Origin of the sequence: Bradyrhizobium barranii subsp. apii (assembly GCF_011516635.5) — a bacterium.
Taxonomy (GTDB): domain Bacteria; phylum Pseudomonadota; class Alphaproteobacteria; order Rhizobiales; family Xanthobacteraceae; genus Bradyrhizobium; species Bradyrhizobium barranii.
In genome coordinates, this window is sequence record NZ_CP096255.1 from 897,099 (window position 1) to 911,755 (window position 14,657).

Annotated in this window: 15 protein-coding genes; 7 read left to right on the forward strand and 8 right to left on the reverse strand. The window is 64.5% G+C overall.

Annotated elements, in window-relative coordinates:
• The first annotated feature begins 100 nt into the window (after nt 1-100).
• Both HAP41_RS04245 and HAP41_RS04250 read left to right on the forward strand, forming a co-directional pair.
• Nucleotides 101-1,546 (forward strand): TAXI family TRAP transporter solute-binding subunit, encoded by a 1,446-nt coding sequence (locus HAP41_RS04245; protein WP_085402976.1) that lies wholly within the window; start codon nt 101-103, stop codon nt 1,544-1,546.
• A 165-nt stretch (nt 1,547-1,711) separates the two neighbouring features.
• Complete coding sequence (locus HAP41_RS04250; protein WP_166106228.1) at nt 1,712-3,253, forward strand: alkaline phosphatase D family protein; 1,542 nt, start codon at nt 1,712-1,714, stop codon at nt 3,251-3,253.
• 24 nt (nt 3,254-3,277) lie between these two features.
• Here HAP41_RS04250 and HAP41_RS04255 read toward each other — a convergent pair whose 3' ends face one another.
• Nucleotides 3,278-3,661 (reverse strand): response regulator, encoded by a 384-nt coding sequence (locus HAP41_RS04255; RefSeq protein ID WP_175618175.1) that lies wholly within the window; start codon nt 3,659-3,661, stop codon nt 3,278-3,280.
• A 187-nt stretch (nt 3,662-3,848) separates the two neighbouring features.
• Between HAP41_RS04255 and HAP41_RS04260 the strand changes: the two genes are divergently transcribed.
• From HAP41_RS04260 to HAP41_RS04270, 3 genes are all read left to right on the forward strand, one after another.
• The gene (locus tag HAP41_RS04260) at nt 3,849-4,625 is read left to right on the forward strand and encodes a Crp/Fnr family transcriptional regulator (RefSeq protein ID WP_166105102.1); all 777 of its coding nucleotides are present in this window, start codon (nt 3,849-3,851) and stop codon (nt 4,623-4,625) included.
• A 290-nt stretch (nt 4,626-4,915) separates the two neighbouring features.
• Nucleotides 4,916-6,742 (forward strand): translational GTPase TypA, encoded by a 1,827-nt coding sequence (typA, locus tag HAP41_RS04265; RefSeq protein ID WP_166105097.1) that lies wholly within the window; start codon nt 4,916-4,918, stop codon nt 6,740-6,742.
• A gap of 216 nt (nt 6,743-6,958) precedes the next feature.
• Nucleotides 6,959-8,206: a flavin monoamine oxidase family protein gene (locus HAP41_RS04270; RefSeq protein WP_166105094.1), complete on the forward strand. Its 1,248-nt coding sequence runs from the start codon at nt 6,959-6,961 to the stop codon at nt 8,204-8,206.
• 12 nt (nt 8,207-8,218) lie between these two features.
• Here the strand turns inward: HAP41_RS04270 and HAP41_RS04275 are convergent, their stop codons facing one another.
• From HAP41_RS04275 to HAP41_RS04290, 4 genes are read right to left on the reverse strand one after another with little or no spacing between them, the layout of a single operon-like run.
• Nucleotides 8,219-8,626 (reverse strand): thiol-disulfide oxidoreductase DCC family protein, encoded by a 408-nt coding sequence (locus tag HAP41_RS04275; protein ID WP_166105091.1) that lies wholly within the window; start codon nt 8,624-8,626, stop codon nt 8,219-8,221.
• A 60-nt stretch (nt 8,627-8,686) separates the two neighbouring features.
• Complete coding sequence (locus tag HAP41_RS04280; RefSeq protein WP_166105088.1) at nt 8,687-10,006, reverse strand: SDR family oxidoreductase; 1,320 nt, start codon at nt 10,004-10,006, stop codon at nt 8,687-8,689.
• Nucleotides 10,007-10,014: 8 nt separating this feature from the next.
• Entirely contained in the window at nt 10,015-10,482 is a 468-nt protein-coding gene (locus tag HAP41_RS04285) for a DUF2269 family protein (RefSeq protein ID WP_071908703.1), read from the reverse strand.
• Entirely contained in the window at nt 10,479-11,378 is a 900-nt protein-coding gene (locus HAP41_RS04290; RefSeq protein WP_166105085.1) for an alpha/beta hydrolase family protein, read from the reverse strand. The genes HAP41_RS04285 and HAP41_RS04290 overlap by 4 nt, the downstream gene beginning before the upstream one ends.
• A 261-nt stretch (nt 11,379-11,639) precedes the next feature.
• Here HAP41_RS04290 and HAP41_RS04295 point away from each other — a divergent pair, with 261 nt between their 5' ends.
• Both HAP41_RS04295 and ppa read left to right on the forward strand, forming a co-directional pair.
• Nucleotides 11,640-12,149: a GNAT family N-acetyltransferase gene (locus HAP41_RS04295; protein WP_071917013.1), complete on the forward strand. Its 510-nt coding sequence runs from the start codon at nt 11,640-11,642 to the stop codon at nt 12,147-12,149.
• A gap of 168 nt (nt 12,150-12,317) precedes the next feature.
• On the forward strand, nt 12,318-12,854 hold the full coding sequence (gene ppa, locus HAP41_RS04300) for an inorganic diphosphatase (RefSeq protein WP_014490715.1): 537 nt from the start codon (nt 12,318-12,320) through the stop codon (nt 12,852-12,854).
• A gap of 136 nt (nt 12,855-12,990) precedes the next feature.
• Here the strand turns inward: ppa and folD are convergent, their stop codons facing one another.
• Genes folD through HAP41_RS04315 form a run of 3 tightly spaced genes read right to left on the reverse strand, consistent with a single transcriptional unit; the run spans nt 12,991 to nt 14,551 of the window.
• The gene (gene folD, locus HAP41_RS04305) at nt 12,991-13,875 is read right to left on the reverse strand and encodes a bifunctional methylenetetrahydrofolate dehydrogenase/methenyltetrahydrofolate cyclohydrolase FolD (protein ID WP_166105080.1); all 885 of its coding nucleotides are present in this window, start codon (nt 13,873-13,875) and stop codon (nt 12,991-12,993) included.
• 1 nt (nt 13,876) lies between these two features.
• Nucleotides 13,877-14,245: a DUF167 domain-containing protein gene (locus HAP41_RS04310; RefSeq protein WP_166105075.1), complete on the reverse strand. Its 369-nt coding sequence runs from the start codon at nt 14,243-14,245 to the stop codon at nt 13,877-13,879.
• Nucleotides 14,246-14,260: 15 nt separating this feature from the next.
• Nucleotides 14,261-14,551: a YggT family protein gene (locus HAP41_RS04315; RefSeq protein ID WP_007598721.1), complete on the reverse strand. Its 291-nt coding sequence runs from the start codon at nt 14,549-14,551 to the stop codon at nt 14,261-14,263.
• Nucleotides 14,552-14,657: the final 106 nt, after the last annotated feature.

Below are 14,657 nucleotides of genomic sequence, written 5' to 3' on the forward strand. Positions count from 1 at the left end.
TGGTTCAGACCGGATTTCGTCCATCCGCTAACCATGACGGAGATGTAACCCCGCGGGACAAGAAATTTGCTATGATTACAGGTGTAAATCGCCGGCCAAGATGAAACTGAGCCTCAAGCGCCTGTTTGGGAGATCGATGACCGGGGGATTGGACCTGGCCGAAGCGCCCACCCCGCCTTCGCCGCGATCAGCGGCGCGGAAGACGGCGCTCGTGTCTCTGGCGCTGGTGCTTGCGATTATCGGCGCGCTCGTCGGCGGCTACTACTTCGCGATGCGGCCGGTGACGTTGAAGATCGCGGTCGGTCCGGCCAATAGCGATGACCTCAAGGTGGTGCAGGCGCTGACGCAGGCGTTCGCGCAGCACAAGAGCTTTGTGCGGCTACGCCCGATCCAGACCGACGGTGCCACCGCCAGCGCCGATGCGCTCGCGGAAAACAAGGTCGATCTCGCCATCGTGCGCGGCGACGTCGACGTGCCGAAGAACGCGCAAGCCGTTGCGACCCTGCGCAAGAACGTCGTGGTGCTGTGGTCCGTGCCCGGCAAGGGCAAGAAGAAGGGCGCGAAGATCACCAAGATCGCGCAGCTCGCCGGCCATCGTGTCGGGGTGATCGGTCGAACCCAGGCCAACGTCAATTTGCTCAAGGTGATCCTCCAGCAATATGGCGTCGATCCCGCCAAGGTCGAGGTCATACAGTTCCCGGCCAATGAAGCCGCCGAGGCGATCAAGGCCCAGAAGGCCGATGCCTATCTCGCAGCCGGCCCCGTCAACAGCAAGATCACCTCGGATGCGATCGCGGCTTCCGCCAAGGACAGCGGCACGCCGACGTTCCTCGCGATCGATTCCGCGGACGCGATCGCGCAAAACCATCCCGTCTACGAAGCATCGGAGATTCCCGCCGGCACCTATGGCGGCTCGCCCGATCGCCCCGATGACGAGGTCAAGACCATCAGCTTCTCGCACCACATCGTGGCGCGCAAAGGTGTGTCCGATACCACCATCGCAGCGTTCACGCGCCAGCTCTTCGCCGTGCGCCAGCAACTGGTGGCGGAATTCCCGATGGCGGCGAAGATCGAGACGCCCGACACCGACAAGGATGCGGTGATCCCCGTGCATCCGGGCGCCGCCGCCTTCGTCGACGGCGAGGAAAAGACCTTCCTCGACAAGTACAGCGATTACATCTGGTGGACCCTGATGGCGCTCTCGGCGATGGGCTCGATCGGCGCCTGGTTCGCGGGCTACCTCAAGAAGGACGAGCGCGACAACAACAGCCATTTGCGCGACCGCCTGTTCGACCTGATCGCGGCGGCGCGCAAGAGCGAGACGACCGACGAGCTCGACCAGATGCAAACCGAGGCTGACGAAATCCTGCGCGACACGCTGCGCTGCTTCGATCACGGCGCGATCGAAGAGGGCGGGCTCACCGCCATCAACATCGTGCTCGACCAGTTCCACGCCGCCGTCGCCGACCGCAAGGCCGTGCTGTTTGCCATGCCGCAAAGCCTGCAGCGCGCGGGCGCGCAATTCAGGGCCGCCGGCAACGCGTAAACGCCTGCCGCGTTATTGCTGCGTCATACTGTCTCAGTATAGCTTTCGCTGTCATTCCGGAGCGCGCGCAGCGCGAATCCGGAATCTCGAGATTCCGGGTCCGGTCGTTCGGACCGTCCCGGAATGACGACGCGAGATGCGCACGAGGCAAAAAGCGAAGCCGCCATGAACATCAAATTCTCCCGCCGCCGCTTCCTCACCACCAGCGCCGGCGCACTCGGCGCGATCGCGATGCCCCATCTCTCGCGCGCGGCCGACCGGCCGGCGGTTACGCATGGTGTGCAGTCCGGCGACGTCACGGTCGACGGTGGCGTGGTCTGGGCGCGCACTGACCGGCCATCGCAGATGCTGGTCGAGGTGGCCACGACCGAGTCCTTCAGGGATGCCCGCGTGCTGCCGCCGATCGCGGCGCTGCCGGAGAGCGACTTCACCGCGAAGATGCTGATCGAGAACCTGCCGGGCGGACAGGACATCTTCTATCGCGTCCGCTTTCGCGATCTCTCGCATACCGCGATCGAGGGCGAGCCGGTGATCGGCCGCTTCCGCACCGCGCCGGCCGACCGTCGCGACGTCAGCTTCGTCTGGGGCGGCGACGTCGCAGGGCAGGGCTGGGGCATCAATCCCGATGATGGCGGCATGTTCACCTTCTCCGCGATGCGCAAGCATCGCCCGGATTTCTTCCTGCATTCCGGCGACACGATCTATGCCGACGGTCCGATCGAATCCGAGGTGAAGCTCGCCGACGGCAAGACCTGGAAGAACGTCACCATCCCCGAAAAGGCCAAGGTCGCCGAGACGCTGGACGAGTACCGCGCCGCGCACAAATACAATCTCACCGACGACAACGTCCGCGCCTTCAATGCCGAAGTGCCGATCTTCGTGCAGTGGGACGACCATGAAGTGACCAACAACTGGTCGCTGTCGAAGGAGTTGCCGGCGTCCTACAAGGTGCGCGACATCTCCCTGCTGGCAGCCCGCGCCGGCCGCGCCTTTCACGAGATGTATCCGATGCGGGAGAGCATCGTTGAGCCGGGCCGCGTCTATCGCCAGATCTCCTACGGCCCGCATCTCGACGTATTCGTGCTCGACGAGCGCAGCTATCGCGGCCCGAACGGCGCCAATCTCGAAACCGCTTACGGGCCCGCGAGCTATTTTCTCGGCCCGGACCAGATCGCCTGGCTCAAGCGCGGCCTTCTGAATTCGCGTGCGACTTGGAAGGTGATCGCCTCCGACATGCCTATCAGTCTCGTCGTATCGGACACGCCGAAGGGCGGATCGGAAGCCATTGCGCAGGGCGACGGCCCGGTGCGCGGCCGCGAGTTCGAGATCGCCGACATCCTGCGCTTCATCAAGATGGCGCCGATCAACAACACGGTGTGGCTGACCGCGGACGTGCATTACGCCGCCGCGCATTATTACGATCCGAACAAGGCGCAATTCCAGGAGTTCGAGCCGTTCTGGGAATTCGTCTCCGGCCCGCTACATGCGGGCACCTTCGGTCCGAACGCCCTCGACAACACCTTTGGGCCCGAGGTGCGCTTCGTCAAAGCGCCGGGCAAGGACAACCAGAACCTGCCGCCGTCTGCGGGCATGCAGTTCTTCGGTCACGTCAAGATCGACGGCGCATCCGGCCAGATGACGGTGACCTTGCGCGACCGCGCCGACGTCGCGCTGTGGTCGACCACGCTCGATCCGAAATTTGCCTGAAGCCGGGAGAACGCCGACGGGCGTTCAGGCGCCGCGCGAGCGCAGCGCGGCCTCCAGCGCTTCGCTCGAGCACGGCTTTTGCAACCGCGGCCGCGTCTTGAATTCGGGAGCGATCCGATCCTCGGCACCGTAGCCCGTCACGAAGACGAAGGGAATCTGCGCAGCCGCCAGCCGGTCGGCGACGGCAAAGCTTTTCTCGCGGCCGAGCTCGACGTCGAGTAGCGCGAAATCCGGCGCGCGCGCTGCGATCGCCGCCAGCGCCTGCGCCACCGACCCCACGGTGCGTACGCTCCTCACGCCAAATCCGAGCAGGCGATCCTCGAAATCGATCGCAATGATCGGATCGTCCTCAACGATCAGAACATCGGCGGGCATGCCGGTCGAGCCGTCCGGGGGAGCAGGTATCATGATGGTGGATATCGAGGGCTGCATGTTCTTACCGATCGAGGACAGCCTCATCCCGACGCCTGCGCCCAGCGCATCGGAGGGTTCCCGGAACGAAACTCACCACAGAACAGTTTTCACGTCTGTCCACTTGTGCACACAGCCCATGATCGGACCTCGCTAGTGTTGAAAGGAGAGCAGGGGATTTACGATGGACGCGCGTATCAGCAAGACAACCGAAGTCGGTAGCCGGCCGGCCAACAATCTGCTGCGGCGCTTGAGTCCGGCTGACTACGCGCTGCTGGCACCGCACGTCACCCTGGACACCGCCGGGCCCAACGAGCTGCTCTACAGTCCCGGCGACGATGTCCAGGTCGTGCACTTTCCCTGCGGGCCGTCGCTCGCGACATTTCTCGTTCCCAATGAGGACGGCCGCGACGTCGAGACCATCCTGGTCGGCCGCGAAGGCGCAGTGGGCGGCATCGTCAGCGAGGGATTTTTGCCGGCCTATACCCGCATCTGCGTGAAATTCGGCGGACCATTCGCGCGCATTCACGTCGCCAAGCTGGACGCTGCCAAGATGCGCTCGGCCTCGCTGCGCAACATCTTCGCCCGCTATGCCGACTGCATGCTGGCGCAGATGTTCCAGTCCACCGCCTGCAACGCCATCCACTCCATCGAGCAGCGTACGGCGAAGTGGATCATTGCGGCGATGGAGCGGACCGGCGACGAGAGCAGCGTGCCGCTGACGCATGAGCAGCTCGCGACGCTGCTCGGGGTCGGCCGCAGCTATGCGAGCCGCGTGCTCCAGTCGTTCAAGGCCGAGGGCGTGCTCGATACAAGACGCGGCGCGATCCTGGTCCGCAATCTCGACGGCCTGCGCCTGCGCGCCTGCCTGTGCAACGACGCGGTGAAGATGCACTTCGAGGAGGTGCTGCGCGGGGTCTATCCGACCGAGGAGACCAGCCCCGGCTCGGCGCAGGGCTGATCGAGGCCCCGTCCCCGAGCAAAGGCCGGTTTGGTGCTGGATTTACCCTAACCCCCGGAGATTCCCGGACAAAATTCAGTCAACCAACCAGCAAAGAACACATTGTTTTTTTGGCGGTTTTTGCATATATTGCGCCGCAACGCGTAGGGTGCCTGGTCGAGATGGCCGGGCGGCCCTTTTTGGGCGGAAAGCGCCCGTTTCCAGTCTTCCAGCGTTGTTTCGAGAAGAGGTCCCGGTCCGACCGGCGAGATCGCGCTTAACCCATTGTCCGACCGCAAAGAAGCTCACTCATGAACCTCCGTAACGTCGCCATCATCGCCCACGTCGACCACGGCAAGACGACCCTGGTCGACAAACTCCTCCAGCAATCCGGTACGTTCCGCGAGAACCAGAAGGTGACGGATCGCGCCATGGACTCCAACGATCTGGAGCGTGAGCGCGGCATCACCATCTTGGCCAAGGCGGCCTCGGTGCAGTGGAAGGACACCCGCGTCAACATCGTCGACACCCCCGGCCACGCCGATTTCGGTGGTGAGGTCGAGCGCATCCTGAACATGGTGGACGGCGCCTTGGTGCTGGTCGACGCCGCCGAAGGCCCGCTGCCGCAGACGAAGTTCGTGGTCTCCAAGGCGCTCAAGGTCGGCCTGAAGCCGATCGTCGTCATCAACAAGGTCGACCGGCCCGATGCGCGCCCGACCGAAGTCATCAACGAGGTGTTCGACCTGTTCGCGGCGCTCGACGCCAGCGAGGAGCAGCTCGACTTCCCGATCCTCTATGGGTCGGCGAAGCAGGGCTGGATGGCTGAAAGCCCCGAGGGTCCGCAGGACAAGGGCATGGAGCCGCTGTTCGACCTGATCCTGCGCCACGTCGCACCGCCGACGGTCGAGGAAGGTCCGTTCAAGATGATCGGCACCATCCTGGAGGCCAACCCCTATCTCGGCCGCATCATCACCGGCCGCATCTCGTCCGGCGTTCTCAAGCCGAACCAGCAGGTCAAGGTGCTGCATGCCGACGGCAAGCTGGTCGAGTCCGGGCGCATCACCAAGATCCTGGCATTCCGCGGTCTCGAGCGCACGCCGCTCGATGAAGCTGAAGCCGGCGACATCGTCGCCATTGCCGGCCTGACCAAGGGCACCGTCGCCGACACCTTCTGCGATCCCACCGTCGAGGTGCCGCTGCCGGCGCAGCCGATCGATCCGCCGACGGTGTCGATGTCCTTCATCGTCAACAACTCCCCGCTCGCCGGCACCGAAGGCGACAAGGTGACGAGCCGCATGATCCGCGACCGTCTGCTGCGTGAAGCCGAAGGCAACGTCGCGCTGCGCGTCGTCGAAGCCTCCGACAAGGACGCGATGGAAGTCTCGGGCCGCGGCGAATTGCAGCTCGCGATCCTGATCGAGACCATGCGCCGCGAAGGTTTTGAGCTCTCGGTGTCGCGCCCGCGCGTCGTGTACCAGAAGGACGAAGCGACCGGCGCCACCATGGAGCCGATCGAGGAAGTCGTGATCGACGTCGACGAGGAGCATTCCGGCGTCGTCGTGCAGAAGATGAGCGAGCGCAAGTCCGAGCTGGTCGAGATGAAGCCGTCCGGCGGCAACCGCCTGCGCCTGGTGTTCTACGCGCCGACCCGCGGCCTGATCGGCTATCAGGGCGAACTGCTCACCGACACCCGCGGCACCGCGATCATGAACCGCCTGTTCCACGGCTACGCCCCGTACAAGGGCGAGATCCAGGGCCGCCGCAACGGTGTGCTGATCTCCAACGACCAGGGCGAAGCGGTGGCCTATGCCATGTTCAAGCTGGAAGACCGCGGCCCGATGATGATCGAGCCGGGCTGGAAGGTCTACAAGGGCATGATCGTCGGCGAGCACACCCGCGACAACGATCTCGAGATCAACGTGCTCAAGGGCAAGCAGCTCACCAACATCCGCACGACGTCCAAGGACGAAGCGGTGCGCCTGACCCCGCCGATCCGCATGACGCTGGAAAAGGCGCTCGCCTATATCGAGGACGACGAGCTCGTCGAGGTCACCCCGAAGTCGATCCGCCTGCGCAAGAAGCACCTCGACCCGAACGAGCGCAAGCGCGCGGAAAAGTCCAAGGAAGCGGTGGCGTAAGCCGCTCCACACCGTAGTGCCGTAGGGTGGGCCAAGCGTAGCGGGCCCACCACTTGAAATCCCGGTCGGCAATGGTGGGCACGGCGCAAGAGCGCCTTTGCCCACCCTACGAAGGTGGATCACTCGCCCCAGTGCACAACGTGCGCACAAGGCGGGTGATGACAGCTCACTTTGTGGTGGCTTCAGCGCTCTTCGCGAACGTGCTAGAGCCCGCCCATGACCTCCCTGCCCTCCTCCGTCAACGTCGCGATCATCGGCGCCGGCTCAGCCGGCCTCGGCGCGGCGCATGCGCTGGCTGGCTCCGGCCTCTCCGTGATCGTGCTGGAGGCGCGCGACCGGATTGGCGGACGTGCCTGGACCGTGCAGGCCTCGCCTGAGGTGACCTTCGACGTCGGCTGCGGCTGGCTGCATTCGGCCGACAAGAATTCCTTCGTCGGAATCGCCAAGCAGCTCGGCTTCGAGGTCAACAAGGACCTGCCGCCCTGGCGCGAGCGCGCCTTCGGCAACGCGTTTCCGCAGGCCGAGCGCGACGATTTCATGCGCGCGATGGACGCATTCTACGAGCGCCTGTGGCAGGCCGCGCAAAAGGGCAAGGACGAGCCCGCGAGCCTGAGCCTCGATCCGGGCAATCGCTGGAATCCCATGATCGACGCGGTCTCGACCTACATCAACGGCTGCGAACTGAAGGACATGTCGACGTTGGACTGGGACGCCTACGAAGACAGCGACCTCAACTGGCGCGTCCGCCGTGGCTATGGCGCGCTGGTCGCGGCCTATGGCGCCCCCTGCCCGGTGGCCTTGGGCTGCAATGTCACGCTGATCGAACATTCCGGCCAGCGCCTCCGCATCGAGACGTCGCAGGGTGCGCTGACCGCCGACAAGGTGATCGTCACCGTTCCGACCAATCTCATCGCCGATGAGGCGATCCGCTTCTCACCGCCGCTCCCGGGCAAGGTCGATGCGGCGGCCGGCCTGCCGCTCGGCGTCGACGACAAGGTGACGCTGGCGCTCGACGATGCAGAAACCTTCCCGAAAGAGGGCAATCTGCGCGGCGCCACCATGCGCACCGAGATGGGCACCTATCACATCCGCCCGTTCGGCCAGCCCTGCATCGAGGGCTTTTTCGGCGGCAGCTTTGCCCGCGAGCTGGAAGACGCCGGCGACGGCGCCATCGCCGCGCACAGCATCGACGAGATCGCAGGCTTCCTCGGCAACGACATCAGGCGAAAGCTCAAGCCGCTCTACGAGTCGCGCTGGGCCCACGACCCCTTCGCGAGAGGATCGTATTCACACGCACTGCCAGGGCACGCTGGAGACCGCGCGGTGCTGGCAGCGCCGATGGATGGGCGGCTGTTCTTCGCGGGAGAAGCGACGTCGCCAAGCTTCTTCACGACGGCGCATGGCGCCAGGGACAGCGGGGAGCGCGCGGCGAAGCAAGTGCTGGCGGCTTCAGGCAAGCGCTAACCGCGAGCTACGTCACTCAATCACCCGCGCCCGCAATTCGGCATCGGGCACAAAGCACGCATCATACTTCCCGAAGATGCGGTAGCGGTTGCGCGCGATGAGGCTGTACACGGGGTCTCGTAGCAGCTTTGGCACGGCGAACAACGCGCGCACCCAACGCCATCCCGGCAGATGCGACAGCACGGTCAGCGCGGCGTCGGACTTCATAAAGACCTCTCCGTCATGAACCACGGCATTGGTGTCGGGATCGTCAGGATCGATGCCAAACGTACGTGCAAGCCGCGCCCCGTAATCCGACTGGATCGGCGTGAAGCGAAACCGCCTCGCCGTGTCGCGCTTGGCGACGAAGCGGACCCAGCGCGAGCAGAAGATGCAGACGCCGTCGAACAGGATCACGTCATCGTCGGGCCATTTGCTCATCAGTCTCTCTATCTTACGCGTTTTCTTCACGCGAACCGGGATCCACTTCGCTCGAAAACGCTAGCGATTATCCAGCATCAGCAGCGCGACCAGCATCAGCACGATGGCCGGCCCTGTCTTCACCAGCGCGCCGAGCGGCTCGACCCAGAGGTCGGGCGTGAGGACTGCCGCGCCGACCATATAGCCGAGCGAAGCGACGATGCCTCCGACCAAACCGATCGCCGCGGTGCGGCGGAAGGCGATCAGCATGCCGATGCTCATGTCCATCAGGCTGGTGCCGATGGTGATGGGATCGACCAGCGCGGGCGGGAAGTTGTGCGCACTCAAAATTCCGGCGGCGGCGCGGTAGGAGACGAACAGCGCGATGAAGCCGGAGACGAGCCAGAACGCGACCAGGCTGGCGAAGATCAGGGCCTTGATCAGGAACAGCCGCGCGAACCATTTGTCCTGGATGGTGGCGGGATGGCGCCCGATCGTATCCATCAGAGTCTTCGGCGCGATGCCCGTGGCGGCAATCCATGCCGATGGATCGCCGGTCACGCCGCGGCGCAGCTCGGCGATGGCGCTGGAGCGCATCGGCGGCATCCAGCCGAGATAATTGGCGAGATCGCCGATCTTCGCGCCGAGATCGAGCATGAAGGACGGCATCGCGAGGCGCGGCCAGCCGGCCGTGCCGAAGGCGTGGCGGAACTGTTTGATGACGCCGGCCATAGTGACCGGCTCGGCCTGCATCAGGTCCCACGTCACGGCTTTGACGGAGGCGTCGTCGATATCGCGCGCGGCGAGCCAGGCGATGGTGGCCGAAATGTCCTCGACTGCGACGGACTGGAATGGCGTCGACATCTCCTTCTGCGGCAGGTCGAGCGGGAAGGCGGCGAGCGCACGCAGCATGGCGCTGCCGCCATAGGCTGACGGCGCGATGACGAAGCCGGGCCGCAGGATCGCGTGGGGAATGCCGGAGGCTGCAATCAGGCGTTCGGCCTCGCGCTTGGTCGTCGCGAAGGCGGTGCGATCCGCCTCCGTGGTCCCGGGGATCGAGATGTGCACCAGCCGGATCGCGCGGCCGCTGTCGGCGATCGCCTCAAGCAGGCGCGCGACGAAATCGCGATGCACCGCGCCGGTGTCGCTGCCGGGACCGTCCTGGAGCACACCGAGACAGTTCACGACGACGTCGACGGCGTGCTCGCTGAAAAGGCGCACCAGCGCGGCTGCACCAAGCGACAGGATCGGCTGCTCGATGTCCAGCGCGCTCATCTTCTGCGCGGGCGACAGGCTGCGTGCGACGCCGACCACGCGAAATCCCCGCACGCGCAGATCGTCGGTGACGAAGCGCCCGATCAGGCCGGAGGCGCCGAGCACCAAAACAGTTTGCTGGGTCATCGCATCTCTCAAAACGGTTTCGCGATCATCAGCCACAGGATCAACATCGTCGCGCCGAAGCCGGGGAAACCGAACGCGAACCAGCGGCGGTAGAGCACGAAGTAGCGTTCAGGCAGAGCGCCGCGCTGCTCGGCCGCCTTGCGCGCGAGATCTCGCATCTCGATCTGCATGAAGACGACGGGGACCCAGAACAGGCCCGCAAAGACGTAGAGCCCAAGCGAGGCCAGCAGCCAGCGTTCCGTGATCGGCATGGCCGAAAGCATCATCAGCACGCCGCCCGTCACCGGCTGCAGGATCACGGCCGACAGCGTGAAGATCGCGTCCGCAATCACCACCACCGAAGCGGTGCGCGCGATGAATTCGGCGTCGTTCGTGCGATGCGCCATCAGCATGAAGAAGGCGATGCCGGTGCCGGTGCCGAGAATGACGATGGCGCCCAGCACATGGAGGTACTTGACCAGGAGATACAGCGTCATGGCTTCTTGGCCGCCGCCGGTTTGGACTGGTTCAGCGCAAGCCCGAGCTCGCGGCTGGCAGCTTTGACGCCGGCTTCGCTCTCGATCATCCAATGCCCCTCGCTGCCGACGGCCGGCAATGTGCGGAAGTCCACCTTGCCGCCTCCGCCGCGAAACGCATCCGCCAACTGCCGCGAGAACGCCGGCGCGAAATAGCTGTCATTGGTCGCCACGAGCCATGTGACGGGAATGCGCGCCGCCTTGCCGAACTCGGCCGCCGCGGCGAGAAGCGTCTGCGGCGCGCAGATCCGGTTCGGTTCGTCATTGGCGCGGCCGCCGCGCCCCGGCGCAAACGCGATGATCGCGGAGATCGCGTTCGGATCGGTGTTCGCGAGCGCCAACGCCCCCCAACCGCCGGCGGAATGGCCGAGCACGACGACCTTGTCTTGACGAACAAAATCCTGCTTTCGCAAAAAATCCAGCGCGAGCGAAATTTCGGCGGCCGTCGCGCGACCCGAACGCGCGTAATCCGCCTCGTCGCAGCCGCCCTGGTCCTCGACATAGCGGCCGCCGGTCGCACCATGGCCGAGCCGCTCCGGCACCAGCACGGCGAAGCCGTGCGCGACGAGAAACGCGACCAGCGCGCGGTATTCAGGCTGCGGCATTTGCGCCCGACGCAGCACATTCTGCGTCGAGGCATGTGCGATCACCGCAAGCCGGAACGGACCGGCGCCGACGGGGCGAAACAGCAGCGCATGCGCGGCAATGTCGGTATCCGGCGATGGCACGCGCCATTGTTGCCGGCGAAACGGCTCGCCCTCCTCACCCGATGACCCAAACGTGACCTGTGCGCACAGAGGCGACGCCATCAGCAAGGGCAGCAGAGGCAGGAGGGCGAAGATGTTGAAGAGGCGCATGAATCGCCGCAGGCGAACACGGACAGCGACAGATCTGCAGGAACGAATCATTTTCGGTGGGCTTTTTGCGTTGCCATCGCGGTTCATTGGTTGCCGCAGGGCAGTTTTGCACCGGCAATGGCAGGCCGGTGCCGTTCGAAATGGCGTCTTGTCTTCTTTCGGTACAACATGGTTAAAATACTGATGCACAAAATCCACACGTTAACCGATAATTAACGATAGGTCTTGCCGCCGGCGCGGCGACTTGGTTTGATCGTGTCCATGAGCACAACCCTGATCGAGGTCCGGCCGGCCAAAGCTGCAGATGCAACTGCGGTGGCGTCCACCCATGACGAAGCCTGGCGCTCCGCCTATCAGGGCATCATTCCCGGCGGCGAACTGGAAAAGCTGATCAACCGCCGCGGTCCGCAGTGGTGGGACAGTGCGATTCGCAAAGGCAGCCGCGTCAGCGTGCTCGTGTTCGGCGACAAGATCGCCGGCTATGCCAATTACGGCCGCAACCGCGCCCGCAGCCTGCACTTTGACGGCGAGATCTACGAGCTCTATCTGCGTCCGGAATTCCAGGGTCTCGGCTTCGGCCGCCGCCTGTTCACTTCAGCCCGTCGCGACCTGATGCAGAGCGGCCTGAAGAGCATGGTGGTGTGGGCGCTCTCGGACAACGATCCGGCGACCGAGTTCTACCGCGCCTTGGGCGGCCGCATGGTGGCGCGCTCCTCCGAGCGTTTCGGGCCGAAGTCGCTCGACAAAGTTGCCTTCGCTTGGACCAATTGAGTCTAGCCGGCAGCCTTTCCCATCCGTCGATACCGTTGCCTTTTGAGCCGGTAGTCGCTGGATTCATTATTTCACAAAAACACGATGGATTGGCGCGCCAAGCCCGCGTATGACAGCGCCAAAATCGCTGCCGGGCGCGATTTAACCTCGGCAACAACGGAGCCTTGAATGCGTATCGATGCGGTCTCGATCGGAAAAAACGTACCCCACGACGTCAACGTCATCATCGAGGTCCCCGTGGGCGGCGAACCGATCAAATACGAGATGGACAAGGAAGCCGGCACGCTCGTTGTCGACCGCTTCCTCTACACGCCGATGCGTTACCCCGGTAACTACGGCTTCATCCCGCACACGCTGTCCGATGATGGCGATCCCTGCGACGTGCTGATCATCAACACCCGCGCCATCATCCCCGGCGCCGTCATGAGCGTGCGCCCGGTCGGCGTGCTGTTCATGGAAGACGAAGCCGGCGGCGACGAGAAGATTCTCGCGGTGCCGTCGTCGAAGCTGACGCAGCGCTACGACAAGGTGAAGTCGTACTCCGACCTGCCCGACATCACGCTGCAGCAGATCCAGCACTTCTTCGAGCACTACAAGGATCTCGAGAAGGGCAAGTGGGTGAAGATTTTGCGCTGGGGCGGCCCGGAAGACGCGCAGAAGCTGATCCTCGAAGGCATCGAGCGCGAGAAGAAGAAAAAGGCGTAAGATTGCGTGTCCCGGACGCGGTGCATCACGAAGTGATGCGCCGCAGAGCCGGGACCGAGGGTGCCACTTGCAATGGGCCCCGGCTCTGCAGCGCATCGTTGCACGCTGCGCTGCGTCCGGGGCGCGAGACCTGGAGTTAAACCGCCGGCTTCGGCAGCCCGGCGATCGCGCAAGCCGCGCGCAGCGTATTCACCAGCAGGCAGGCGACCGTCATCTGGCCAACGCCACCCGGCACCGGCGTGATCGCGCCGGCAACGGCGAGCGCTTCCTGATAGGCGACATCGCCGACGAGGCGCGTCTTGCCATCGTCCTTCGGGATGCGGTTGATGCCGATGTCGATCACGGTCGCGCCCGGCTTCAGCCAGTCACCACGTACCATCTCGGGCTTGCCGACCGCGGCATAGACGAGGTCGGCTCGCTTCACGAGCCCGGGCAGATCGCGCGAGCGCGAATGCGCGATGGTCACCGTGGCGTTCTCGTTGAGCAGCAATTGCACCAGCGGACGGCCGACCAGATTGGAGCGGCCGATGACGATGGCATTCATGCCTTCGAGCGAGCCGTGGACGCTCTTGGTCAGGATGATCGAACCGAGCGGCGTGCAGGGCGACAGCGCTTCAAAGCCGCCGGCGAGCCGGCCGGCATTGTTCGGATGCAGGCCGTCGACATCCTTGGCGGGATCGATGGCGTTGATCACGGCCTCGGTGTTCAGGCCCTTCGGCAGCGGCAGCTGCACCAGAATGCCGTGCACCGCCGGATCGCGGTTGAGTTTTGTGACGACGGCCAGCAGATCGGCCTGCGACACGTCGGCCGGCAGCTTGTGCTCGAACGAGGCCATGCCGGCCGCCTGGGTCTGGGTGTGCTTGGAACGGACATAGACCTCGCTGGCTGGGTCGTTGCCGACCAGAACCACCGCGAGGCCCGGCACCAGATTGTGCTCGCGCTTGACGCGGGCAACCTCGTCAGCGACGCGCGCGCGGAGTTCCGCAGCGATGACTTTTCCATCGATGATCTTGGCCGTCATGTCAGTTCCCTTGGTCTGTCGGTTTGGCGTCTGCCGATCTGGCCTGGGCGAGCTTGCACAGGGCTTCGCCGAGCCGCGCCGGATCGCCGTCGACCGCGATCTGCTTCAGCCGCGAGGTGGCACCGGATAGCAGCTTTACACTGGCCTTGGGGACGCCGAGCGATTTCGCCAATAGCACCAGAACGGCCTTGTTGGCCTCGCCGCCATCGGCGATCGCGCGCACCCGCACCTTGAGCACGCTGCGGCCGTCGGCCAATTGCTCGATCCCGTCGATGTCGTCGCGGCCGCCGCGCGGCGTCACCCGCAGCGCGATGCTGATTCCCGCGGCCGAATAGCGCCAGGGTTCCTTGAAGGCCTCTTTCGCAATCAAGGCGCTCCCGCCTGCTTAGATCACGTTCGGGTAGATGTAATACAGGATCACCCGCTCGATGAACATGATGAGCAGGATCAGGATGATCGGCGAGATATCGAGGCCGCCGAGGCTGGGCAGGAAATTGCGAATCGGCGCCAGCACCGGCTCGGTGATCCGGTACAGGAACTCCGCCACCGCCGAAACGAACTGGTTGCGGGTGTTCACGACGTTGAAAGCGATCAGCCAGGACAGGATCGCGGAGGCGATCAGCAGCCAGACGTAGAGGTCGAGCACGATGATGACGATGTCGAGAACGGCACGCATTGATGACTCTGGCTTTCGGTCGGGATTGACGCTTTTTGCTAGATATCGGTTCCCCCCGGCCCAAACAAGGGAAGTCGGTGCCGGGGATGGTTAAAACCGGGTCACA

What these genes read in the sequence shown, in the direction of transcription:
- HAP41_RS04255 (WP_175618175.1), bottom strand. Translation starts at nt 3,661, where the DNA reads ATGATACCTGCTCCCCCGGACGGCTCGACCGGCATGCCCGCCGATGTT.
- HAP41_RS04285 (WP_071908703.1), bottom strand. Translation starts at nt 10,482, where the DNA reads ATGACGCTGTATCTCCTGGTCAAGTACCTCCATGTGCTGGGCGCCATC.
- HAP41_RS04290 (WP_166105085.1), bottom strand. Translation starts at nt 11,378, where the DNA reads ATGCGCCTCTTCAACATCTTCGCCCTCCTGCCTCTGCTGCCCTTGCTG.
- HAP41_RS04280 (WP_166105088.1), bottom strand. Translation starts at nt 10,006, where the DNA reads ATGACCCAGCAAACTGTTTTGGTGCTCGGCGCCTCCGGCCTGATCGGG.
- folD (WP_166105080.1), bottom strand. Translation starts at nt 13,875, where the DNA reads ATGACGGCCAAGATCATCGATGGAAAAGTCATCGCTGCGGAACTCCGC.
- typA (WP_166105097.1), top strand. Translation starts at nt 4,916, where the DNA reads ATGAACCTCCGTAACGTCGCCATCATCGCCCACGTCGACCACGGCAAG.
- HAP41_RS04250 (WP_166106228.1), top strand. Translation starts at nt 1,712, where the DNA reads ATGAACATCAAATTCTCCCGCCGCCGCTTCCTCACCACCAGCGCCGGC.
- HAP41_RS04315 (WP_007598721.1), bottom strand. Translation starts at nt 14,551, where the DNA reads ATGCGTGCCGTTCTCGACATCGTCATCATCGTGCTCGACCTCTACGTC.
- HAP41_RS04295 (WP_071917013.1), top strand. Translation starts at nt 11,640, where the DNA reads ATGAGCACAACCCTGATCGAGGTCCGGCCGGCCAAAGCTGCAGATGCA.
- HAP41_RS04260 (WP_166105102.1), top strand. Translation starts at nt 3,849, where the DNA reads ATGGACGCGCGTATCAGCAAGACAACCGAAGTCGGTAGCCGGCCGGCC.
- HAP41_RS04245 (WP_085402976.1), top strand. Translation starts at nt 101, where the DNA reads ATGAAACTGAGCCTCAAGCGCCTGTTTGGGAGATCGATGACCGGGGGA.
- HAP41_RS04270 (WP_166105094.1), top strand. Translation starts at nt 6,959, where the DNA reads ATGACCTCCCTGCCCTCCTCCGTCAACGTCGCGATCATCGGCGCCGGC.
- ppa (WP_014490715.1), top strand. Translation starts at nt 12,318, where the DNA reads ATGCGTATCGATGCGGTCTCGATCGGAAAAAACGTACCCCACGACGTC.
- HAP41_RS04275 (WP_166105091.1), bottom strand. Translation starts at nt 8,626, where the DNA reads ATGAGCAAATGGCCCGACGATGACGTGATCCTGTTCGACGGCGTCTGC.